The organism is Methylobacterium sp. Leaf361 (assembly GCF_001424445.1).
In the GTDB taxonomy this organism is placed as follows: domain Bacteria; phylum Pseudomonadota; class Alphaproteobacteria; order Rhizobiales; family Beijerinckiaceae; genus Methylobacterium.
On the sequence record NZ_LMPY01000001.1, the window covers coordinates 391,306 to 410,187 of the forward strand.

At 71.5% G+C, this 18,882-nt stretch carries 23 protein-coding genes; 12 read left to right on the forward strand and 11 right to left on the reverse strand.

Going from position 1 to position 18,882, the window contains the following annotated elements:
- Positions 1 to 18 precede the first annotated feature (18 nt).
- The gene (locus tag ASG32_RS01830; RefSeq protein ID WP_170868104.1) at positions 19 to 501 is read right to left on the reverse strand and encodes a DUF1036 domain-containing protein; all 483 of its coding nucleotides are present in this window, start codon (positions 499 to 501) and stop codon (positions 19 to 21) included.
- Positions 467 to 1,786, reverse strand: a complete 1,320-nt coding sequence (locus ASG32_RS01835) for a glycerate kinase (RefSeq protein ID WP_056521861.1) — start codon at positions 1,784 to 1,786, stop codon at positions 467 to 469. Before ASG32_RS01835 ends, ASG32_RS01830 begins: the two co-directional genes overlap by 35 nt.
- A gap of 190 nt (positions 1,787 to 1,976) precedes the next feature.
- Between ASG32_RS01835 and ASG32_RS01840 the strand changes: the two genes are divergently transcribed.
- The 3 genes from ASG32_RS01840 to ASG32_RS01850 all read left to right on the forward strand — a co-directional run bounded on the left by ASG32_RS01840 (position 1,977) and on the right by ASG32_RS01850 (position 3,507).
- On the forward strand, positions 1,977 to 2,741 hold the full coding sequence (locus ASG32_RS01840; RefSeq protein WP_020091497.1) for an N-formylglutamate amidohydrolase: 765 nt from the start codon (positions 1,977 to 1,979) through the stop codon (positions 2,739 to 2,741).
- Between the two features lie 62 nt (positions 2,742 to 2,803).
- Positions 2,804 to 3,112 (forward strand): DUF1244 domain-containing protein, encoded by a 309-nt coding sequence (locus ASG32_RS01845; RefSeq protein WP_020091496.1) that lies wholly within the window; start codon positions 2,804 to 2,806, stop codon positions 3,110 to 3,112.
- Positions 3,113 to 3,228: 116 nt separating this feature from the next.
- Positions 3,229 to 3,507, forward strand: coding sequence for a DUF2312 domain-containing protein (locus tag ASG32_RS01850; RefSeq protein WP_026604676.1), 279 nt, complete (start codon positions 3,229 to 3,231; stop codon positions 3,505 to 3,507).
- A 378-nt stretch (positions 3,508 to 3,885) separates the two neighbouring features.
- Here ASG32_RS01850 and ASG32_RS01855 read toward each other — a convergent pair whose 3' ends face one another.
- Entirely contained in the window at positions 3,886 to 4,923 is a 1,038-nt protein-coding gene (locus ASG32_RS01855; protein ID WP_020091495.1) for an aspartate-semialdehyde dehydrogenase, read from the reverse strand.
- A 361-nt stretch (positions 4,924 to 5,284) separates the two neighbouring features.
- Between ASG32_RS01855 and ASG32_RS01860 the strand changes: the two genes are divergently transcribed.
- The 3 genes from ASG32_RS01860 (at position 5,285) to ASG32_RS01870 (ending at position 8,424) form a co-directional block, all read left to right on the forward strand.
- On the forward strand, positions 5,285 to 6,088 hold the full coding sequence (locus tag ASG32_RS01860; protein WP_056521864.1) for a hypothetical protein: 804 nt from the start codon (positions 5,285 to 5,287) through the stop codon (positions 6,086 to 6,088).
- A gap of 136 nt (positions 6,089 to 6,224) precedes the next feature.
- Positions 6,225 to 6,647 (forward strand): hypothetical protein, encoded by a 423-nt coding sequence (locus ASG32_RS01865; protein ID WP_020091493.1) that lies wholly within the window; start codon positions 6,225 to 6,227, stop codon positions 6,645 to 6,647.
- Positions 6,648 to 6,804: 157 nt separating this feature from the next.
- Complete coding sequence (locus ASG32_RS01870) at positions 6,805 to 8,424, forward strand: gamma-glutamyltransferase family protein (RefSeq protein WP_056521868.1); 1,620 nt, start codon at positions 6,805 to 6,807, stop codon at positions 8,422 to 8,424.
- 4 nt (positions 8,425 to 8,428) lie between these two features.
- Here ASG32_RS01870 and ASG32_RS01875 read toward each other — a convergent pair whose 3' ends face one another.
- The 8 genes from ASG32_RS01875 to ruvA form a co-directional block, all read right to left on the reverse strand.
- Positions 8,429 to 9,397: a hypothetical protein gene (locus ASG32_RS01875; protein ID WP_056521871.1), complete on the reverse strand. Its 969-nt coding sequence runs from the start codon at positions 9,395 to 9,397 to the stop codon at positions 8,429 to 8,431.
- A gap of 75 nt (positions 9,398 to 9,472) precedes the next feature.
- Positions 9,473 to 10,831: a DUF817 family protein gene (locus tag ASG32_RS35750; RefSeq protein WP_056521873.1), complete on the reverse strand. Its 1,359-nt coding sequence runs from the start codon at positions 10,829 to 10,831 to the stop codon at positions 9,473 to 9,475.
- A 13-nt stretch (positions 10,832 to 10,844) separates the two neighbouring features.
- Positions 10,845 to 11,492, reverse strand: coding sequence for an alpha-ketoglutarate-dependent dioxygenase AlkB (locus ASG32_RS01885; RefSeq protein ID WP_056521876.1), 648 nt, complete (start codon positions 11,490 to 11,492; stop codon positions 10,845 to 10,847).
- On the reverse strand, positions 11,493 to 12,131 hold the full coding sequence (locus tag ASG32_RS01890) for a 2,3-bisphosphoglycerate-dependent phosphoglycerate mutase (protein ID WP_056522273.1): 639 nt from the start codon (positions 12,129 to 12,131) through the stop codon (positions 11,493 to 11,495). It lies immediately after the preceding gene.
- A 17-nt stretch (positions 12,132 to 12,148) separates the two neighbouring features.
- Positions 12,149 to 12,946, reverse strand: a complete 798-nt coding sequence (dapB, locus tag ASG32_RS01895) for a 4-hydroxy-tetrahydrodipicolinate reductase (RefSeq protein WP_056521879.1) — start codon at positions 12,944 to 12,946, stop codon at positions 12,149 to 12,151.
- 119 nt (positions 12,947 to 13,065) lie between these two features.
- Complete coding sequence (gene bfr / locus ASG32_RS01900; RefSeq protein ID WP_012317139.1) at positions 13,066 to 13,563, reverse strand: bacterioferritin; 498 nt, start codon at positions 13,561 to 13,563, stop codon at positions 13,066 to 13,068.
- 44 nt (positions 13,564 to 13,607) lie between these two features.
- Positions 13,608 to 13,880, reverse strand: a complete 273-nt coding sequence (locus ASG32_RS34845) for a (2Fe-2S)-binding protein (protein ID WP_082557716.1) — start codon at positions 13,878 to 13,880, stop codon at positions 13,608 to 13,610.
- A gap of 193 nt (positions 13,881 to 14,073) precedes the next feature.
- Positions 14,074 to 14,691, reverse strand: a complete 618-nt coding sequence (ruvA, locus tag ASG32_RS01905) for a Holliday junction branch migration protein RuvA (protein ID WP_020091486.1) — start codon at positions 14,689 to 14,691, stop codon at positions 14,074 to 14,076.
- A 131-nt stretch (positions 14,692 to 14,822) separates the two neighbouring features.
- Between ruvA and ASG32_RS01910 the strand changes: the two genes are divergently transcribed.
- The 6 genes from ASG32_RS01910 (at position 14,823) to obgE (ending at position 18,823) form a co-directional block, all read left to right on the forward strand.
- Positions 14,823 to 15,455, forward strand: a complete 633-nt coding sequence (locus ASG32_RS01910; protein ID WP_056521882.1) for a YceI family protein — start codon at positions 14,823 to 14,825, stop codon at positions 15,453 to 15,455.
- A gap of 208 nt (positions 15,456 to 15,663) precedes the next feature.
- Positions 15,664 to 16,068, forward strand: coding sequence for a hypothetical protein (locus tag ASG32_RS01915; protein WP_244491766.1), 405 nt, complete (start codon positions 15,664 to 15,666; stop codon positions 16,066 to 16,068).
- A 189-nt stretch (positions 16,069 to 16,257) separates the two neighbouring features.
- Positions 16,258 to 16,572 carry a 50S ribosomal protein L21 gene (gene rplU / locus ASG32_RS01920; protein WP_010683509.1) on the forward strand — a complete coding sequence of 105 codons (315 nt, stop codon included), beginning with the start codon at positions 16,258 to 16,260 and terminating at the stop codon, positions 16,570 to 16,572.
- Between the two features lie 84 nt (positions 16,573 to 16,656).
- Positions 16,657 to 16,923, forward strand: coding sequence for a 50S ribosomal protein L27 (rpmA, locus tag ASG32_RS01925; RefSeq protein ID WP_012317134.1), 267 nt, complete (start codon positions 16,657 to 16,659; stop codon positions 16,921 to 16,923).
- A gap of 186 nt (positions 16,924 to 17,109) precedes the next feature.
- The gene (locus ASG32_RS01930) at positions 17,110 to 17,706 is read left to right on the forward strand and encodes a GNAT family N-acetyltransferase (RefSeq protein WP_056521888.1); all 597 of its coding nucleotides are present in this window, start codon (positions 17,110 to 17,112) and stop codon (positions 17,704 to 17,706) included.
- A gap of 88 nt (positions 17,707 to 17,794) precedes the next feature.
- Positions 17,795 to 18,823, forward strand: coding sequence for a GTPase ObgE (obgE, locus tag ASG32_RS01935; protein ID WP_056521891.1), 1,029 nt, complete (start codon positions 17,795 to 17,797; stop codon positions 18,821 to 18,823).
- Positions 18,824 to 18,882: the final 59 nt, after the last annotated feature.

Sequence of the window (18,882 nt, forward strand, 5' to 3'; positions counted from 1 at the left end):
TCGGCCGCCGCCTTCACATTACGGTTTCGCCGGCGCGTCCGGCCGGTTCGGATCCGTGAGCTGGATGGTCCAGCTCTTCTGCTCGCCGGTGTCGACTTCGAAGAAGCCGTTGCGGTCGTAGCCACGGGCGAGACAATCCTCGATGCCGCGAATCGTGAACTCCGAATCGCGGGTGCACATCAGCGAACGGCCGCTCCACTCGCCGCCGCGCGTGTAGTCGACCGCGAAGACGTAGTAGAACCGCGCCGCCAGCGCGCCCTTGAGCAGCGTCTCGCAGGCCTTCGGCGCGAGATCCCACCAGCCCTCCGTCACCCAGCCCTGGGGATCGCGGTAGCCCAGCGAGATCCCGACCTTGCTGGCGGTCTGGTTGCACAGGCGCAGGTCCGCCTTGGCGGGGCTCGCGCCGAGGAGCGCGAGGCCGAGGACCGTGACTGCCGGGAGGAGCTGAGCCGCCGAGACGCGAGAGCTAATTGACGAGGATGATGCGGCAGTCGTTGACATTGGTACAGGTCGGACCGGGGTTCACGAGGTCGCCGAGGGCCGCGAAGAAGGCGGTGGAGTCGTTCTGCTCCAGCATCGCGGCCGGGTCGAGGCCGGCGGCCCGGGCCCGTTCGAGGGTCGTGGGGTCGACGAGGCCGCCCGCCGGGTCGGTGGCGAGGCCCCGCCCGCCGTCGGTCCCGTCGGTGTCGGCGCTGATGCCGAAGATGCCGGGCGCGCCGTCGAGCGCGACCGCCAGCGCCAGGGCGTATTCCTGGTTCGGGCCGCCATGGCCCTCGCCGCGGATGGTGACGGTGAGCTCGCCGCCGGAGATCAGCGCGACGCGCTTGCCGGCCGCCTTGTGGCGCTTGGCCGCGGCCGCGTGCTCGGCCGCGACCTCGCGGGCCTCGCCCTCCAGGTCGGCGCCCAGCAGGATCGGCTCGTAGCCGGCCGCGCGGGCCGCCTCGGCGGCGGCGTTCAGGGCGTCGATCGGCCGGGCGATGATGCGGTACTCGGCGCGGGCGAAGGCGGGATCGCCGGCCTTCGGCGTCTCGTTGTTGGGGTCGTTCAGGAGGCGCACCGCCTCCTCGGGCAGCGGGATGCCGCGCTTCTCGCAGATGGCCCGGGCATCGGCCAGGGTCGACGGATCGGGCACGGTCGGCCCGGAGGCGATGACCGCCGGATCGTCGAAGGGCACGTCGGAGATCGCCAGCGTCAGGACGCGCCGGGCATTGCGGGCCGCGAGGGCCAGGCGGCCGCCCTTGATCCGCGAGATGTGCTTGCGCACCGTGTTGATCTCGCCGATCGGCGCGCCGGACCGGAGCATCGCCCGGGTGATCGCCTGCTTCTCGATCAGCGTCAGGTCGCCGGCGGGGGCGATCCAGTTGGCCGAGCCGCCGCCCGAGAGCAGCACCAGGACCTCGTCGTCGGGCCCGGCCTCGGTGGCGAGCCGCAGCGCTTCGCGGGTCGCCGAGATGCCGGCCTCGTCGGGGACCGGGTGGCCCGCCTCGACCATGTGGATGCCCGGCGCTTCCTGCCCGTAGCCGTGCCGCGCCACCGCGAGGCCGACGATCCGGTCGTCACCCAGCCCGTGCTTCTGCCGGTAGAAGCGGCTCGCCACGGCGCTCATGCTGCCCGCGGCCTTGCCGGCGGCGAGGATGATCAGGCGGCCCGGGCTCGGCTCCGGCAGGTGCGGCGGCAGGCAGAGATCCGGATGGGCGGCGCGGATCGCGGCCGTGAGGATCGAATCGAGGAGCGCGCGCTGGTCCCGGGTGGCCGCGTCGGTGACGGGCGGAACGGTGTCGGTCATGGCGTCGAACGGGCTCCTCTCTCCATTGTGTCGCGCGATCCCCGCCCGTTTCTTCCCTGGGCGGCGGGCCCGTTTCTTGCCGTGAGCGCACGATTCTTGATAGGTGATCTGCCCGAGCGGCCGCGCGACGGCAAGCGCCATCGGTGCCCTCGCACAGATCTGAAGACCTCTCTGAAGACCTCGGAGCCCCGTGACCCGTCCGGAGACAGAATCGGCCGTCCCGCCCGCGCATCCCTGCGAGATCATTCCCGGCGACCCCGCCTGCGGCCTCGTCATCGCCTGCGACCACGCCTCGAACTTCGTGCCGCCGGACATCGCGCTCGGCGTGCCCGCGTCGGAATACGCCCGGCACATCGCCTACGACATCGGCGCGGCGGCGGTGACGCGGAGCCTCGCGGCGCAGCTCGGCGCCCCGGCGATCCTGACGAACTTCTCCCGCCTCATCATCGACCCGAATCGCGGGCGCGCCGATCCGACGCTTGTGATGCGCCTGTCCGACGGCGCCGTCGTGCCGGGCAATGCCCGGATCGACGAGGCCGGGAAGCAGGCCCGGATCGCGCGCTTCTACGCGCCGTTCGACGCGGCCATCGACGACGCGATCGCCGCCGCGCAGGCTGCGGGCCGGCCGCCCGTGCTCCTGACCATGCACAGCTTCACGCCCTACTGGCGCGGGATCGCGCGGCCCTGGCAGGTCGGGATCCTGTACGACCGGGACGACCGCTTCGCCCGCCCGCTGATCCGCGCGCTGGAGGCCGATCCGGCCGGGCTCACCGTCGGCGACAACGCGCCCTACGGCGGCGGCCTGCCGGGCGACACGATCGACCGCCACGCCACCGCGCGGGGCCTCGCGAACGCCCTGGTGGAGATCCGCCAGGACCTGATCGCCGGCGCGGACGGCCAGGCGGAGTGGGCGGCGCGCTTCGCCCGCGTGCTGCGCCCGCTCCTCGCGGCTTGATCTCCGCCGGGCCGACCCCGAAATCGGGTGTGGGCCGCCCGACCCGAAGAGAGTTGTGACCGATGAGCGAGATCGATCCCAGGACCCAGACGGAACTCGAGGCCGCGGTCTTCCGCCGCCTCGTCGCGCATCTGCGCAACCGGACGGATGTGCAGAACATCGACCTGATGAACCTGGCGGGATTCTGCCGGAACTGCCTGTCGAACTGGCTGAAGGACGCCGCCGACGAGACGGGCGTCGCGCTGACCAAGGACGAGAGCCGCGAGGCGGTCTACGGGATGCCCTACGCTGAGTGGAAGGCGCGCTTCCAGACGGAGGCGAGTGCGGAGCAGCAGGCGGGCTTCTCGGCCGCGCAGGCCAAGGACCATTGATGCGGCGGCCGGACGGCGGCGAATCGGCTAAGCTTCCGGTAAGGCGCGCCCGTTAACCACGGGTCCAGGGCGCAATTGCGCCGTGCATTCGGGAGAGCCCCATGAACGCCCATTCGATGCCCACCGCCGCGCAGCGGCCCGGCGGCGACGTCTCGTCGGCCGAGGGTGTGGCCGCCGACGAGCTGAAGCAGTTCATCGAGCGCCTGGAGCGCCTCGAGGAGGAGAAGGCCGGCATCATGGGCGACATCAAGGAGGTGTTCGCCGAGCTGAAGGGTCGGGGCTTCGACGCGAAGGCCGTCCGGACGATCCTGCGCATCCGCAAGCAGGACCACAGCGAGCGCCAGGAGCAGGAGGCGATCCTCGAGCTCTACATGCAGGCCCTCGGCATGGCGTAGCCGGAACGGGCGGCGAGAAGGCCGCCCGGTCCGCGCCTGCCGCATCCGACGGAGCCGCACAGCGGCGGGGGCCGGAAGCAGGAAGGCGATGTCCGACAAGGCGACGGTCGGCAACAGCGAGCGGGTGTCGATGCCCCCCGGCCCGTTTCGGGCCGTCGATGGCCGGCATGGTCGCGGCGCTCAAGGGGCTGCCGCGAAGCCTCACGGCGATGAAGAGCCGGACCGAGCACGCAGTGCGGACACGCCGCGGACGGAAGCTCCGCGCGACCGATCCGCGTCACGATCCCGAGCCGTGACAGGCGCGTGACGGATCCTCGGGACCGTGTCCCGAGGATCCGTCGGACAGAGCCCCCTCCCCCCGAGGGAGAGGAAACAGCCTCAGGCGGCGCGCTTGGCGCGGTTCAGCAGCTTGCGATTGACCAGCACCTCGGCGATCTGGATCGCGTTGAGGGCCGCGCCCTTGCGCAGGTTGTCCGAGACACACCAGAAGTTCAGGCCGTTCTCCACCGTCGCGTCCTCGCGGATGCGCGAGATGTAGGTCGCGTCCTCGCCGGCCGCCTCGTGGGGAGTCATGTAGCCGCCGTTCTCGCGCTTATCGATCACCAGCACGCCGGGGGCGGCGCGCAGGATCTCGGTCGCCTTCTCGGCCGTGAGCGGCTGCTCGAACTCGACGTTCACCGATTCCGCGTGACCGATGAAGACCGGCACGCGGACCGCGGTCGCCGTCAGCTTGATCTTCGGGTCGAGCATCTTCTTGGTCTCGGCGACCATCTTCCACTCTTCCTTCGTGTAGCCATCCTCCATGAACACGTCGATGTGGGGGATGACGTTGAAGGCGATGCGCTTCGTGAACTTGCCGCCCTGCTTGATCTCGCCGGCGGTGAACACGGCGCGGGTCTGATTGAACAGCTCGTCCATCGCCTCCTTGCCGGCGCCGGAGACCGACTGGTAGGTCGACACGACGACGCGCTTGATCGTGGCCGCCTCGTGGAGGGGCTTCAGCGCGACGACCAGCTGGGCGGTCGAGCAGTTCGGGTTGGCGATGATGTTGCGCTTGGTGAAGCCCACCACCGCGTCGGCGTTCACCTCGGGCACGATCAGCGGCACGTCGGCGTCGTAGCGGAACGCCGACGAGTTATCGATGACCACGCAGCCCTGCTGGCCGATGCGGGGCGACCACTCCTTCGACGCCTCGCCGCCGGCCGACATCAGGCAGATGTCGGTGTCGGAGAAGTCGTACGTGTCCAGCGTTTTGACCTTGAGCGTCTTGTCGCCGTAGGAGACTTCCTGACCCTGGCTGCGGCGCGAGGCCAGCGCCACGACCTCGTCGGCGGGGAAAGCCCGCTCGGCCAGGATATCGAGCATCTCGCGGCCCACGTTGCCCGTGGCGCCGACGACGGCGACCTTGTAACCCATCTCTCGTCTCCGCGCGGAAAACCCCGACCGATCCGGGTGCCGCGCCTGTGCCAGTACAATCGGCCGAAGGATCGTTCGTGCCGGACGCGCCCGCCAAACGGGCGCGGCCGCAGACCCCGTCCTCCGCGGAGGTGGGGGCGACGGCCGGGTCGAGCAAGGCGCGCAAGGGCGCGCGCTGTCAAGGCCGCCGACGGCGCAACACTCGATTCACCCTGCCCCCGGAAACCCGGTGACGGCCTCGGGCCGGCAGAGGGAATTCAATCCTTCGGCGCGACGCTGGCGTCCACCCCGCGGCCTCCCGCCGCCACGGAGCACGCCCCTGACCGGAACAGCGCCCCTCGTCGATGGGATCGGGCTCGGCGTGCCGGGCGGCCGGGCCGCCCGCGCGCCGGACGCCCCGGTCTCCACGGGATCTCTCGGCCTGCGCATCGCCCTCGCCGCGGCGACGATCGCCGTCCTGTGGGCCCTCCCCCGCTGGCCCGGCGAGACCCCGGCCTCCGCGCCCGCGCCGCCGCCGGCCGCGGAAACCGTCTTCGTCCCGTCGGTCCAGGCCTCGCCGGCGCCGCCCGCGGCCTCGGTCGCCCAGTTCGGGCTCGCGGAACCCGGGCTCGATCCGGTGCGCGTGTCCGCCCGCGTCGATCCGCGGACCGGGCTGCGCGAGGACACCCTCATCCGGGGCGACGTCGCGGCGATCGAGGCGCCGGCCCTGCGGGTCCAGCTCACCCGCGGGCCCCGCTCGGGCGCACCGCCGACGCTCTTCGTCCTCATGGCCCGGCGCGCCGCGAATGGTCCGGCCCTCGACCGGCCGGCCCTGGCGGTGGCCCGGACCGGCGCTCGCGATCAGATCCGCACCAAGTTCGGTGCGGTCGAGACCCTGGAGGTGACCTTCGCGGGCCCCACGCAGCGGACCTGCACCGGCTTCGTCACGCGCGACACGGCTTTCCAGCTCGACGGATGGCTCTGCGCGCCCCTCGCGCGCCCGCCGGAGCCGCAGTCCCTCGGCTGCATGCTCGACGCGCTGAGCCTCGTAGACCTCGCCGATGCCGCCACGACGGCGGCCTTCTCGGTCGCGCCCGATCCGGCGGGCGCGTGCCCGGCATCGGCCGTGACAGAGCCACCCGGGAGGGTCGGATCGCTAATCCGGCGGCCGCAAAATAAAAAATGAGGCCGGAGTGTGGCAAAACGCACAAGCTCAGCCATAAGGGCGGAACAACAGCCTCGCCCAAGCGTCTTATCGTCAAAGGCGGCGAACTGTTAAGCTTCGGTCGCCATACTGATGGCACTCAAGGACAAGGTTGGCCATGCGCTCGCTCAAGATCGCCCTTCTCGGCGTCGTCGCCGCCACCGGCCTCGGCGCTCTGGCCTCCGCGCCGGCCCAGGCTCAGGATGGCTACGTCCCCGGCCCGATCTACCGGGTCAGCCGGCCACTCCCGATCCGCGTGCGCCCGCGCAGCTGGCTCGATGCCGGCAACGTGCCGCTGACCTCGAACGTTCCGGGCGCCGGCGGCTCGCGCAACCCGGCCCTGAACCCCTACCTGATCGCGGCGTCCAACCAGCTGACCCCGCCCTACGGCCCGACGGACCGCTTCGGCCGCGGCATCCTGCCGGATCCGATCACCAATGGGCCGTTCATCGGCGCCCGCTCCTCGGCGATCCGCAACGTCGACCTCTCCTTCGTCGACCGGCTGGACCCGACCTCGCCGCTCTACGGCCGCCCCTACTGAGCGGCCCGACAAGGCAGCATCACGTTCGCGAAGCGCGGGTCCTCGGGCCCGCGTTTTTCGTTGGCGGGCATGCCCGGCCACGCCTTCACCGGGGCCGGATATCCTGTATGCCAAGTGTCGCGGGAGCGCGTGGGCTGCCGAGACCGGGAACTGAGCGATGAAGCCGTTCGACTGGGTGACCGGGTATCCGTCGCTGCGGATGCCGATGTTCGGGCGCAACTGCGTGGCGACCTCGCACGCGCTGGCGGCGCAGGCCGGCATCCAGATGCTCCAGGCCGGCGGCAACGCAGTCGATGCCGCGATCGCCACGGCGGCCGCCAAGACCGTCACCGAGCCGTGCAGCAACGGTCTCGGCTCCGACGCCTTCTGCATCCTGTGGGACGGGAAGGCGCTGCACGGCCTCAACGCTTCCGGCGGGGCGCCGGCCGCCTGGAGCCGGGACTACTTCCTGAAGAAGTACGGCGCCGGCGAGCGGCCGCCGATGCGCGGCTGGGACTCGGTCACCGTGCCGGGCGCGGTCGCCGCCTGGGCGGCGCTGAGCGAGCGCTTCGGCCGCCTCCCCTTCGCCGACCTGATGCAGCCCGCGATCCGCATCGCCGAGCGGGGCTACCTCGCGCCGGTAGTGGTCCAGCAGAAATGGGCGGCCGCGGCCCGGATCGAGGCGATCACCCGCCAGCCGGGCTTCTCGGAGTTCTTCCTGCCGCGGGGCCGGGCGCCGGATGTCGGCGAGCTGGTGACCTTCCCGGGCGCCGAGAAGACCCTTCGGCTGATCGGCGAGACCAAGGGCGAGGCCTTCTACCGGGGCGAGATCGCCGAGGCGATCGCCGCGCACGCGCGGGCCAACGGCGGCGCGATGACCGCCGCCGACCTCGCGGCGTTCCGCCCCGAATGGGTCACGCCGACCGCGAAGGACTATCACGGCTACACGCTGCACGAGATCCCGCCGAACGGCCAGGGTATCGCGGCGCAGATCGCGCTGGGCCTCCTCGAGCAGTTCGACCTCGGCGCCCTGCCGGTCGATGGGCCGGAGTCGCAGCACCTGCAGATCGAGGCGATGAAGCTCGCCTTCAGCGACACCTACCGGTACGTCGCCGACCCCCGCGGGATGGAGGTGACGCCGGAGGCCATGCTCGACCCCGCTTACCTCGCGGAGCGCGCCAAGCTGATCGACCGGAACCGCGCCCAGGTCTTCGGGCCGGGCAAGCCGCCCGCGGGCGGCACGATCTACCTCACCGCGGCCGACGAGTCCGGCATGATGGTGAGCTTCATCCAGTCGAACTTCATGGGCTTCGGCTCCGGCGTGGTCGTCCCGGGCTGGGGCATCTCCCTGCAGAATCGCGGCTACGGCTTCGTGCTCGATCCGGAGAGCCCCAACGTGGTGGCGCCCGGCAAGCGCCCGTTCCACACCATCATCCCGGGCTTCCTCAAGAAGGACGGAGCCCCGGTGATGAGCTTCGGCGTGATGGGCGGCAACATGCAGCCGCAGGGGCACGTCCAGACGCTGGTGCGGATGATCGACCACGGCCAGAACCCGCAGGCGGCCTGCGACGCGCCGCGGTGGCGGGTGAACGAGGGCCTGGACATCAACGTCGAGGCGGCGATGCCGCGCGCGACCCTGGAGCGCCTGAAGGCCCTCGGCCACGAACTCGAGGTGATCGAGGACAGCTACCAGGATTTCGGCGCCGGCCAGTTCATCTGGCGGATGGGCGATCCCGCCGTCGAGGGCTACGTGGCCGCGAGCGACCCGCGCCGCGACGGGCAGGCCGTGGTCTGGTGACGCGCTACTTGACCTGCACGCTGTCCACCACCTGGCGGAACTTGGCGAGGACGCCGTCGCGCTGATCCTGCCGCACGACGCCGAGGGCGCGGACGTAGCCGTCCGGTGCGAACCGGATGGTCTGCATGACCACAACGGGCTGGTTGGTCGGCTGATCGAGGGCGCGGGCCACGATCTCGTGCCAGTCGACGCCGTTCGAGCGGTAGCTCTGCGCCCGCTCGATGACGAAGTCCTTGAGGGTCTGATTGGACGCTAGGGCGGCGCGGGCGAAGCCGTCCCGCTGCTCGGCCCCGGGCGGCTGCTGCACGGCCTGCGCGAGGACGAGGATCGGCTGTTCCAGATTCTGCATCTGGTCCTTCGGGCCGCTGGTGAGGAGGACCGAGTTGCCGGCCATCACCCGCACGGGCCGGAAGCCCGCCATGTCGGCGATGTGGAAGGGCAGCGCGTCGACCTGCTGGGTCAGCGACAGGGCCGGCCGGAGGGTGACGCCGGTCACCATCTTGCGCATCGAGGCCTCGGTCTCGGCGTCGGGCAGTGCCTGGGCGATGATCAGCCCGGTCACGGTCGGCGTTCCGACGACGAGGATCCACTTCCGGATCGCCGGCGCGGACGAGCCGGGATCGGCGGGCTGCTCACCGGTGTAGAGCATGCCCTCGTTGTCGCCGATCTTGACCTCCTCGCGCTTCTCGACCGCGAAGCCCTGGCTGAGCAGGTTGGCGTCGGTGAAGCCGCTGACGAGCTCGGCGAAGGCGTTCGCGGGCAATTCGACGACCGACACGGTAGCGCCACCCTCTTTCCGCTCGAAGCCCGAGAAGCGCCGCGACAGCGACATGTCGGCGGGCGGGTCGAAGCCGAAGCGCGAGCCCGCGGGATAGACGGGATCGCCGGCCCGGGCGGCCGAGCCGAGGCTGGCCGCCAGCGCGGCTGCGCACAGAACCCGTCCGAGACGCAGCGTCAGGTTGCGCATCCGCATCGAAAACCGGTTCTCCTGGTGGACCCAACTTTGGGTTAGTCCGCACCCGATGGGTCTGCCGGGCGACCTGTTCTGTCAAGCCGGCAACGCGGCGCGCCTGCGTTCACGATGAAGGGAAAGCGCGAGCGCGGCGGCGGCGGCGATCCCGACGCCGTAGGCGAGGAGATTCCACGGCGAGAAGATGGAGCCGAGGAGGAGCTGACCCGGCAGGGTCGTCCGGAAGGCGTCGAGGGCCGGCGTGTGGACGAGCCGGCTGCTCTCGATGAGCGCGGCGGCCGCGAAGGCGGCGATCAGGCAGGAGCGCAGGCCCCAGCTGCCGGGTCGCAGGGCCGCGACCAGAAGGAACAGCATCGCCCCCCACAGGATCCCGCCGCCGTAATGGTGGATCGCGAGCGGCAGGCCCCAGTGCGGCACGCGCAGCAGAAGGCCGAGGGCGATCACCGCGGCCGCGAGGCCGAGATGGGTCGCGCGGGCCATCGGCAGCTCCCGACGCGCGGGCGCGGCCGGCACGGCCGGCCAGGTCGCGATGCCGTTCACCCGCGCGACCAGCGTGTAGGACACGATCATCAGCAGGAACCAGGACGAGAGCTTGGCCACCGGGACGATGGACCAGTGCTGCCGCTGGTTCGGGTAGAGCCACGTGCCGGACAGCGTGCCGAGATTCTCGGCGAACCAGATGAACAGCGCGACGAGCAGCAGGCCGAGCAGGAGCGGCATGGTGCGGTGCTCCCGCCAGACCTTGAAGTACACGGTCGCGGGGGCGAAGGCCGCGACCGCGACCGCGATGAGTCCGACACGCAGGTCGATGCCGCGATGATCGATGAGGAAATTGACGTAGATCGCCACCGACAAGACCGCGAGCAGGCGCAGGCTCGGGTGCCGCGTGAACCGGAAATCGAACAGGCGCCAGACGCGGGCGAGGTAGCTGCCGACCGCGGCGTACATGAAGCCCGTGAACAGCGGGACGCCGCCGAGCCGGAACAGGTTCGCCTCCGGGTAGACCCAGCTGCCGATCGCGGTCTTGTGGATCTCCATGGCCGTGCCGATGACGTGGAAGACCAGGATCACCCGGGCCTCCGACCATGTCTCCATCCGCAGCCGCAGCATCGCGACCTGGAGCACGAGGGCGGCGAGGAACAGCGCGTCGTACCGGGCGACGGGCGCGTGGGCCGGCCAGACGAGGCGGGTGCCGAGCATGAGCGCCAGGAGCAGGCCGCCGAACAGGCAGGCCCAGCCCTGCTTGAGCCCGAACCGGACGAACTCGTAGAGCCCGGCCGTGACGCGCCCGCGCGCCAGGACCGCCTCCTGGAGGCGGGCCTCGGCCGCGACGAAGCCGGCGAGCGCCGGCCACTGCGCTGCCGCGCTGACGCGCCCGCCCGGGATCGCCGGCGGCATCGCGGTCGGCACCGGCTCCGGGTCCCGCTCGCGCGTCATGGCGTGTCGCGCATCATGGCGTGGCCGGCACCGTGACGCGTCGCAGGGTGAGATTGCAGCGGCCGCCCGGCGGCAGGAACCCGGGCCCGTCCGCCGCTTTTAGCAGGTCGCCGTCCGGGTAGAGCCGGTCGATGCCGTGGAAGACGAGCCGCGAGGCGCCACCCATCACCAGTGCGTCGCCGGCCTGCAGCCGGACCGAGCGGGTCGGGTCGGACCGGCTCGGACCGCCGTAGCGGAACAGGGCCGCCGCGCCGAGGGACAGCGACACGACCGGCGCGGCGAGATCCGCCTCGTCGCGGTCCTGGTGGAGGCCCATGCGGGTCCCCGGCGCGTAGATGTTGATGAGGCAGGCTTCCGGTGGGGCCGGATAGGCCGCCAGCGTCTCCCAGGCCACGTAAGCGGTCGGCGGCAGGGCCGGCCAGGGTCGACTGGTCTCGGGATGGTGCGGCTGGTAGCGGTAGCCCGCGACGTCGGAGACCCAGCCGAGGGGTCCGGCATTCGACATCCGCACCGAGAACGGCTTGCCGGTGCGGGGCATGCGCGGCGTCACGGGCGGCGCCTCGGCGAGAACCGCGGCGATCTCCGCGGCGAGCCGCGCGCGGGCCGCCGCGTCGAGGAAGCCCGGATGGTGGATCAGGCCCGGTGCGAGTTCCGTCGCCACTCAGCGGTCCGCGTCGACGACCTGCTCCAGCACGGTCTTGGAGGCGACCGTGGTGTCGGCGTTCAGGCGGTAGAGCAGCGGCACGCCGGTCCGGATCTGGAGATCGGGCACCTGCGCCTCGGTCAGCCTGTCGAGGACCATCACCAGGGCGCGGAGCGAGTTCCCGTGGGCCGCCACAAGGACCCGCTGCCCGGCCATCACGCGCGGCAGGATTGTCGCGACGTAGCAGGGCAGAACCCGCGCGGCCGTGTCCTTCAGGCTCTCGCCGCCGGGCGGCCGCACGTCATAGCCCCGGCGCCAGGCGTGGACCTGCGCGTCGCCCCAGCGGGCGCGGGCCTCGTCCTTGTTGAGGCCGGAGAGGTCGCCGTAATCGCGCTCGTTGAGGGCGCGCGCGCGCAGGACCGGGATCTCTGAGAGGCCCATCTCCTCGAGGATCAGCGCGCAGGTCCGCTGCGCGCGGACCAGCTCGGAGGTGAAGGCCACGTCGAACCCGTAGCCGTCCCTCTTGAGGCCGCGCCCGGCGGCCCGGGCCTCGGCGACGCCGCGCTCGGTGAGGTCCGGGTCGCGCCAGCCGGTGAACAGGTTCTGCAGGTTCCACTCGCTCTGGCCGTGCCGGACGAGGACGAGGAGCCGCTCCATCGCCGTCGCGCCGCCGGTCACAGGCCGAGCACGTCGGTCATGGTGTAGAGCCCCGGCGGCTTGGGATGCGCCCAGAGCGCGGCCTTGACGGCGCCCGTGGCGAACAGGCCCCGGTCGGCGGCGTGGTGGCTGATCGTCAGGCTCTCGCCGGTGCCGGCGAAGATCACGCTGTGGTCGCCGACGACGCTGCCGCCCCGCAGGGTGGCGAAGCCGATATCGCCGGGCCGGCGGGCGCCGGTATGCCCGTCCCGGGTCGAGACCCGGACGGCCTTCAGGTCGACGCCGCGGCCCTCGGCGGCGGCCTCGCCGAGCATCAGCGCGGTGCCGGAGGGGGCGTCCACCTTCATGCGGTGGTGCATCTCGGCGATCTCGATGTCGAACTCGTCGCCGAGGGCCTTGGCGACTCGCCGGACCAGCGCGGCCATCAGGTTGATGCCGAGCGACATGTTGCCCGACTGCACGATGCGGGCGTGGTACGAAGCCGCCTTCAGCTTGGCGAAATCGTCCTCCGAGAGGCCGGTCGTGCCGACGACGTGGACGATGCGCGCCTGGGCGGCGAGCTCGGCGAAGGCGACCGTGGCGGCCGGCGCGGTGAAGTCGAGGACGCCGTCGGCGCCCGCGAAGGCCGTGAGGGCGTCGTCGGTGACGGGAACGTCGAGGGGTGGCAGCCCGGCGAGGACGCCGGCGTCCTGGCCGAGCGCCGGCGAGCCGTCGCGCTCGATCGCCGCTGAGAGCGTGCAGCCCTCGGCCTGCGCCACCGCGCGGATCAGCATCCGCCCCATGCGCCCGTCGGCGCCGACCACCACGAGCCGCATCCCGTTCCCCAGCTTGCCGTCTCAGGCGGGCAGGAACGCGGCCGCGCCGGCCCCACCCCTGCCCGCATCGCTGTCCGGGCTTCCGCTCCGCCGCGCGGGCGGCGGGAGCCCGGGCGCTCTCACTCCTTCTCGGGGGCGATCTGCTCGAGCCCGCCGATATGCTTCTGCGCGTAGAGCGGCAGGCCGATCTGCTTGATCAGCTCGAGCTGGGTCTCGAGGAAGTCGATGTGACCCTCCTCGTCCTCGGCCAGATCCTCGAAGAGGCGCTTCGACACGCGGTCGTTGATCGAATCGCAGTACTTCGCGGCCTCGAGGTAGAGGCTGCGGGCCTCGTTTTCGGCGGCGAGATCGGATTCCAGGATCTCCTGGACGTTCTGGCCGATCCGCAGTGGGTCGAGCTCCTGCAGGTTCGGGAACCCGTCGAGGAACAGGATCCGGTCGATGAACCGGTCGGCGTGGTTCATCTCCTCGATCGATTCCTTGCGCCAGAACTTCGCCAGCTCGACGTAGCCCCAGTCATTGAGCATGCGGAAATGCAGCCAGTACTGGCTGACGGCGGTCAGCTCGCTGCGCAGGCCGCGATTCAGATACTCGATGACCTTGGTGTCGCCCTTCATGCCCCCGTACTCCTTACCGTGCTCTCAGGCGGGGGGTAGAAGCATCAGGCCGCGACTCCCTCATCCGCAGTTTGGAATTTCACCAAACTACAGGCGTTCGCGCAAGCCGTCGTGCAAGCATGGCTGCTCTCTGCCGCCGCGGCCTCGCCCAGCGCGGTCTGCATGATCGCGCGGATCGTGCGGGCGCAGCGCCCGCATTTCGGGCTGCAGCCAAGGCAGGCGTAGACCTGCGCGGGCGTGCGCGGGCAGCCGGGTCCGGGGGCGAGGCAGCCGCGCACGGCGCCGTCCGATAAGACGTTACAAGAACAGACGATCATGCGCGCCGCAAATCCCGTCATCCCCGTGCCCGCCGCGGTCGTCGACGACCGTCCGGGGCACCCGCGCCAGTTTAGAAGAATTGAAAAGTAGCTTGCTTTTCAATACCTTATTGGTCGCGGTCGACATGGCACCGCCGCCCGCGCGGGTCAAGGGCGTGCGATCTAAGTGCGCCCCAACTGTCAGATCGGGCCGTCAGCGGGCGAGTTCGCGCAGGCCGAGCCGGATGAGCACCTTGGCCTCGGCGCCCTCCCCCGCACCCTTGAGCGCGGCCGCGATGGCGGCGGCGGCCTGGACCTGCGGGTAGCCGAGATTGACCAGGGCCGAGACGGCGTCCGCCACCGGCTGCGGGGCGGCGCCCTCCTCGACGGCCCCCGCAAGGGCGACCAGCGCGGGATCGACGGGCGCGAAGGCCGGGGCCTTGTCCTTGAGCTCGGCGGCGAGCCGGGCGGCGAGGCGCGGCCCGACGCCCGGGGCCCGGCTGATCGAGCCCTTGTCGCCGGTGGCGATGGCGCTCGCCAGCGCCTCGGGCTCCAGCACGGACAGAACGCCGAGCGCCACCCGCGCGCCGACCCCCTGGACGGTCTGGAGCAGGCGGAACCACTCGCGCTCGGCGTCCGAGCGGAAGCCGTAGAGGCGGATCATGTCCTCGCGGACGTGGGTCTCGATCGACAGCGCCGCGGGCTCGCCGACCTTGGGCATGCGCTGCAGGGTCCGCGCCGAGCAGTGAACGATGTAGCCGACCCCCGACACGTCGAGGATCACGAAATCCTCGCCGAACGAGTCCACGACGCCCTTGAGCTTGCCGATCATGCCACGCCTGCCGCTACCTCGGCTTGCCTACAGAACCGCGGCGGCCTTCGCCAGACGTGCTTGAGCGCGCAGGGAGATCATGAAATCACGGGCCCGCGCCGGCCGAGCTTGGCCGGTCACGGGGGGATGACATGCGCGCGCCACTTCTTGTCCTGATCGGCTTGCTCTGCGCCGGCCCGGCCCGGGCGGCGGACAACCCGGCGGCCCCGCCCGCGCCGGTCGCGCCGAGCGCGGATCCGACGCAGGTCCGGCCCGGCAGCTACGTCCTCGATCCGGATCACGGCAAGGTCACGTGGTCGGTCTCGCATCTCGGCTACTCGACCTATTACGGCCAGTTCACCGGCCTGAGCGGCACGCTCCAGCTCGACCCGAAGGCGCCCGAGAAGAGCCGCCTCGAGGTGACCGTGCCGCTCGGCGGCGTCATCACCGGCAGCACCCGGCTGAACGAGCACCTCGCGGCCCCGGATTTCTTCGACACGGCCAAGTTCCCGAGCGCCACCTTCACCGCCACCAAGGTCGAGCCCACCAGCCCGACCACCGCGCGGATCACCGGCAACCTCAACCTGCGGGGGACGGTCCGGCCGTTCGCGATCGACGCCACCTTCAACCAGGCCGGCATCCACCCTGTGGACCAGCGCTACACCGTAGGCTTCGACGGGCGCGCGGTCGTCAAGCGCTCGGATTTCGGCATCAACGCCTACCTGCCGCAGCTCGGCGACGAGGTGAGCCTGCGCATCGAGGGCGAGTTCAAGGCCGCGCCCTGACGGCCGGTCCGTCCGCCGACCGCGCGCCGACCGCGCGCCGACGCGGCGGGTGACGCCCCGTCGCCGGACGTGTAGTCAGCCGCCGTCGCGGCGTCGCGGCGAGGGGCGCGCCCAAGGGAACGCGCGTCTCCCGGTCGGCGCCCGGCATCGTCGCGAAGGTGCGGGCGCGCCACCGCGCCGATCGATGCTTACCCTGGAGGTCTCAGCCGTGCGGCGTGTCGGTGTCCCCACCCTTGCCCTGACGCTAGCCCTGACGCTGAATCTCGCGGGGACGGCCGCCGCGCAGGTGCCCGCCGCGCCGGCCAATCCGGCCGCGCCGGCCTCGGCCCTCGACAATTACGCCTCGGCGGCGGCCACGACCATCATCGCCGAGCAGGCCTGCCCGGGCGTGCAGGTCCGGGCCGGCCAGCTGACGACGCTCCGCCTCGCGGCACGCGTCAATGCCGGGCAGGAGGCGATCCTGGAGGAGAAGCTGCGCACCCGCGCCACGCAGGTGCGCCAGCAGCTCGCCGCCGACGGCCGGGAGACGTGGTGCGCGCAGACCCTCGCCGCCTTCGGCCCGGCGGGCAGCGTCGCGAAGGGCATCCTGGCGACCGGCGCGCCGATCCGGTGACACCGCCCGGCAGGCCGCCGCGGATTGACACCGCGCCGCCGCGCCCGTACTGAGCCCGCATGGCGCGCGGCCTCAGCTGGGGTCCGCGCGTTTCGCGTTGTCCGGGCCGAACGCCCGTTCAATGACTTCAAACAAGAAGCCGGTCCAGGGGCAGCCGCCCCGGAGGCCGTTCGAGAACACGAGAGAACGATGTTCGCAGTCATCAAGACGGGCGGTAAGCAGTACCGCGTCGCCGCCAACGACACCATCACCATCGCCTCCCTGGCGGGCGAGGCCGGCGAGGCCGTGACCTTCGGCGAGGTCCTCCTGTTCGCCGACGGCGCGGGCGCGACCCAGGTCGGCGCCCCGACCCTGTCGGGCATCAGTGTCACGGGCGAGATCGTGCGCCACGGCCGCGACAAGAAGGTCATCGCCTTCAAGAAGCGCCGCCGGCAGAACTCCCGCCGCAAGCGCGGCCATCGCCAGGACCACACGGTCGTGCGCATCACCGGCATTTCGGCCTGACGCACGCCAGACGCTGGGCGCGTACGGTCCTGAGGGACCGATCCGCGACCGCATCCACGCCACTCAGAATTCGGAGCTCATCCCATGGCACACAAGAAGGCTGGCGGCTCGTCCCGCAACGGTCGCGACTCGGAAGGCCGGCGCCTCGGCGTCAAGAAGTTCGGCTCGGAGGCCGTCATTCCGGGCAACATCATCGTGCGTCAGCGCGGCACCAAATGGCATCCCGGCGCCAATGTCGGCATGGGTAAGGACCACACGATCTTCGCGCTGGTACCGGGCCATGTCCGCTTCGAGACGCGCCGCGGGCGCGCCTTCGTAGGTGTTACCCCGCTGGCCGAGGCCGCGGAATAAGAGGCGGGCGCCCTGAGTGGCGAAGCTGGCGTCCCGCCCGGTGTCCCACACCGGACCGGAGACGTCGTTGCCGAGCCCCTGACGGGCCAGGTCGGACGGAACACCGGGGAGGATGGGACGCCATCCTCCCCTTCGTCGTCTTGAGGCGGTGCCCCGGAGCCGGGAGCGCCGCCCTGCGAGGGCACGATGTTCCCCGATCTGACCCGTGATGACGTTTTCCGGATCGAGACGCGGCGGCTGTGGCTGCGCTGGCCGACCGCCAAGGACAGGGACGCGATCCTGAAGCTGGCCGGCGACCCGTCGGTCGCCGCGATGCTGGCGCGGGTGCCGCACCCGCTCCCGGCCCCGGAGGTGGACGCGTTCCTGCTGCAGGCGCGCTCGCGAAACGCCGCCGGTTCGGCGCTCACGCTCGCCCTCGCGCCGCGGGCGGCGCCCGGCAGCCTCGTCGGTGTGATCAGCATCGAGGGGCGGACCGACGGGTCGCCGGAACTCGGCTACTGGCTCGGGCAGCCCTACTGGGGCAGCGGCCTGATGGCCGAGGCCGTGACGGCCCTGTGCCACGCGTTCTTCGCCTATACGGGCGGGACGGAACTCGCCGCCTCGGCCCGCACGGTCAATCCGGCGTCCCGGCGTGTGCTGGAAACCTGCGGCTTCGCGCAGGCCGGCAGCGCGATCCGGCCCTTTCCGGCGCGCGGCGCGGACCTTCCGGTCGATCTCTTCAGCCTCGACCGGCAGCGCTGGCAGACTCCGCCGTCCGAGCCGGCGATGACGCGGGCCGCCTGAGGCGGCCCCGCGGCGCCGGACTGGCCGGCGGCCGCCGACAGGGTGATGGTGCGGGTCGCGAATCCGCACCCGACAAAGGATTCAGGTCGTGAAGTTCCTCGACGAAGCCAAGGTCTATGTCCGCTCCGGTGATGGCGGTCCCGGCTGCGTCTCGTTCCGGCGGGAGAAATTCATCGAGTTTGGCGGACCGAACGGCGGTGACGGCGGCCGCGGCGGCGACGTCTGGGTCGAGTGCGTCGAGGGTCTCAACACCCTGATCGACTACCGCTACCAGCAGCACTTCAAGGCCAAGAAGGGCGAGCACGGCATGGGCTCGAACTGCCACGGCGCCAACGGCGCCGACACGGTCCTGAAGGTCCCGGCCGGCACGCAGATCTTCTCCGAGGACGGCGAGACGCTGCTCGCCGACCTGACCGAGGTCGGCCAGAAGATCCGCCTCGCCAAGGGCGGCAACGGCGGCTTCGGCAACGCCTACTTCACGACCTCCACGAACCGGGCCCCGAAACACGCCAATCCCGGCCTGGAAGGCCAGGAGATGTGGATCTGGCTACGGCTCAAGCTGATCGCCGATGCCGGCCTCGTCGGCCTCCCGAATGCCGGCAAGTCGACCTTCCTGGCGAGCGTCACCGCGGCGAAGCCGAAGATCGCCGACTACCCGTTCACGACCCTGCATCCCGGCCTCGGCGTGGTCCGCTCGGACGGGCGCGAGTTCGTGCTCGCCGACATCCCGGGCCTGATCGAGGGCGCCCACGAGGGCGTCGGCCTCGGCGACAGGTTCCTCGCCCACGTCGAGCGCTGCCGGGTGCTGCTGCACCTCGTGGACGGCACGAGCGAGCATGCGGGCAAGACCTACAAGCTGGTTCGCGGCGAGATCGAGGCCTACGGCAACGGCCTCGCGGAGAAGCCCGAAGTCGTGGCACTCTCGAAGGCCGACGCGCTCGACGCCGACACGCTCAAGAGCCAGGTGGCCAAGCTGAAGCGCGCCGCCGGGCGCGCGCCGCTGGTCCTGTCCTCGGCGAGCCGCAAGGGCGTTCCCGAGGCGCTGCGCGCGCTTCAGGCCGAGATCGATGCCAGCGCCGAAGCCGAGCGGAAGCCGGCGGCCGCCTGGCAGCCGTAGCCCTCGACCGACTGTTCAAAGGGCGGGTCTTGGTTCACACCCCCCCGAACGCGCCGTCC

Excerpts from the sequence above, each read along its gene's own strand:
- ASG32_RS01830 (WP_170868104.1), bottom strand. The coding sequence starts at position 501 with ATGTCAACGACTGCCGCATCATCCTCGTCAATTAGCTCTCGCGTCTCG.
- ASG32_RS01835 (WP_056521861.1), bottom strand. The coding sequence starts at position 1,786 with ATGACCGACACCGTTCCGCCCGTCACCGACGCGGCCACCCGGGACCAG.
- ASG32_RS01845 (WP_020091496.1), top strand. The coding sequence starts at position 2,804 with ATGAGCGAGATCGATCCCAGGACCCAGACGGAACTCGAGGCCGCGGTC.
- ASG32_RS01850 (WP_026604676.1), top strand. The coding sequence starts at position 3,229 with ATGCCCACCGCCGCGCAGCGGCCCGGCGGCGACGTCTCGTCGGCCGAG.
- ASG32_RS01855 (WP_020091495.1), bottom strand. The coding sequence starts at position 4,923 with ATGGGTTACAAGGTCGCCGTCGTCGGCGCCACGGGCAACGTGGGCCGC.
- ASG32_RS01865 (WP_020091493.1), top strand. The coding sequence starts at position 6,225 with ATGCGCTCGCTCAAGATCGCCCTTCTCGGCGTCGTCGCCGCCACCGGC.
- ASG32_RS01870 (WP_056521868.1), top strand. The coding sequence starts at position 6,805 with ATGAAGCCGTTCGACTGGGTGACCGGGTATCCGTCGCTGCGGATGCCG.
- ASG32_RS01875 (WP_056521871.1), bottom strand. The coding sequence starts at position 9,397 with ATGCGGATGCGCAACCTGACGCTGCGTCTCGGACGGGTTCTGTGCGCA.
- ASG32_RS35750 (WP_056521873.1), bottom strand. The coding sequence starts at position 10,831 with ATGACGCGCGAGCGGGACCCGGAGCCGGTGCCGACCGCGATGCCGCCG.
- ASG32_RS01890 (WP_056522273.1), bottom strand. The coding sequence starts at position 12,131 with ATGGAGCGGCTCCTCGTCCTCGTCCGGCACGGCCAGAGCGAGTGGAAC.
- dapB (WP_056521879.1), bottom strand. The coding sequence starts at position 12,946 with ATGCGGCTCGTGGTGGTCGGCGCCGACGGGCGCATGGGGCGGATGCTG.
- bfr (WP_012317139.1), bottom strand. The coding sequence starts at position 13,563 with ATGAAGGGCGACACCAAGGTCATCGAGTATCTGAATCGCGGCCTGCGC.
- ASG32_RS34845 (WP_082557716.1), bottom strand. The coding sequence starts at position 13,880 with ATGATCGTCTGTTCTTGTAACGTCTTATCGGACGGCGCCGTGCGCGGC.
- ruvA (WP_020091486.1), bottom strand. The coding sequence starts at position 14,691 with ATGATCGGCAAGCTCAAGGGCGTCGTGGACTCGTTCGGCGAGGATTTC.
- ASG32_RS01910 (WP_056521882.1), top strand. The coding sequence starts at position 14,823 with ATGCGCGCGCCACTTCTTGTCCTGATCGGCTTGCTCTGCGCCGGCCCG.
- rplU (WP_010683509.1), top strand. The coding sequence starts at position 16,258 with ATGTTCGCAGTCATCAAGACGGGCGGTAAGCAGTACCGCGTCGCCGCC.
- rpmA (WP_012317134.1), top strand. The coding sequence starts at position 16,657 with ATGGCACACAAGAAGGCTGGCGGCTCGTCCCGCAACGGTCGCGACTCG.
- ASG32_RS01930 (WP_056521888.1), top strand. The coding sequence starts at position 17,110 with ATGTTCCCCGATCTGACCCGTGATGACGTTTTCCGGATCGAGACGCGG.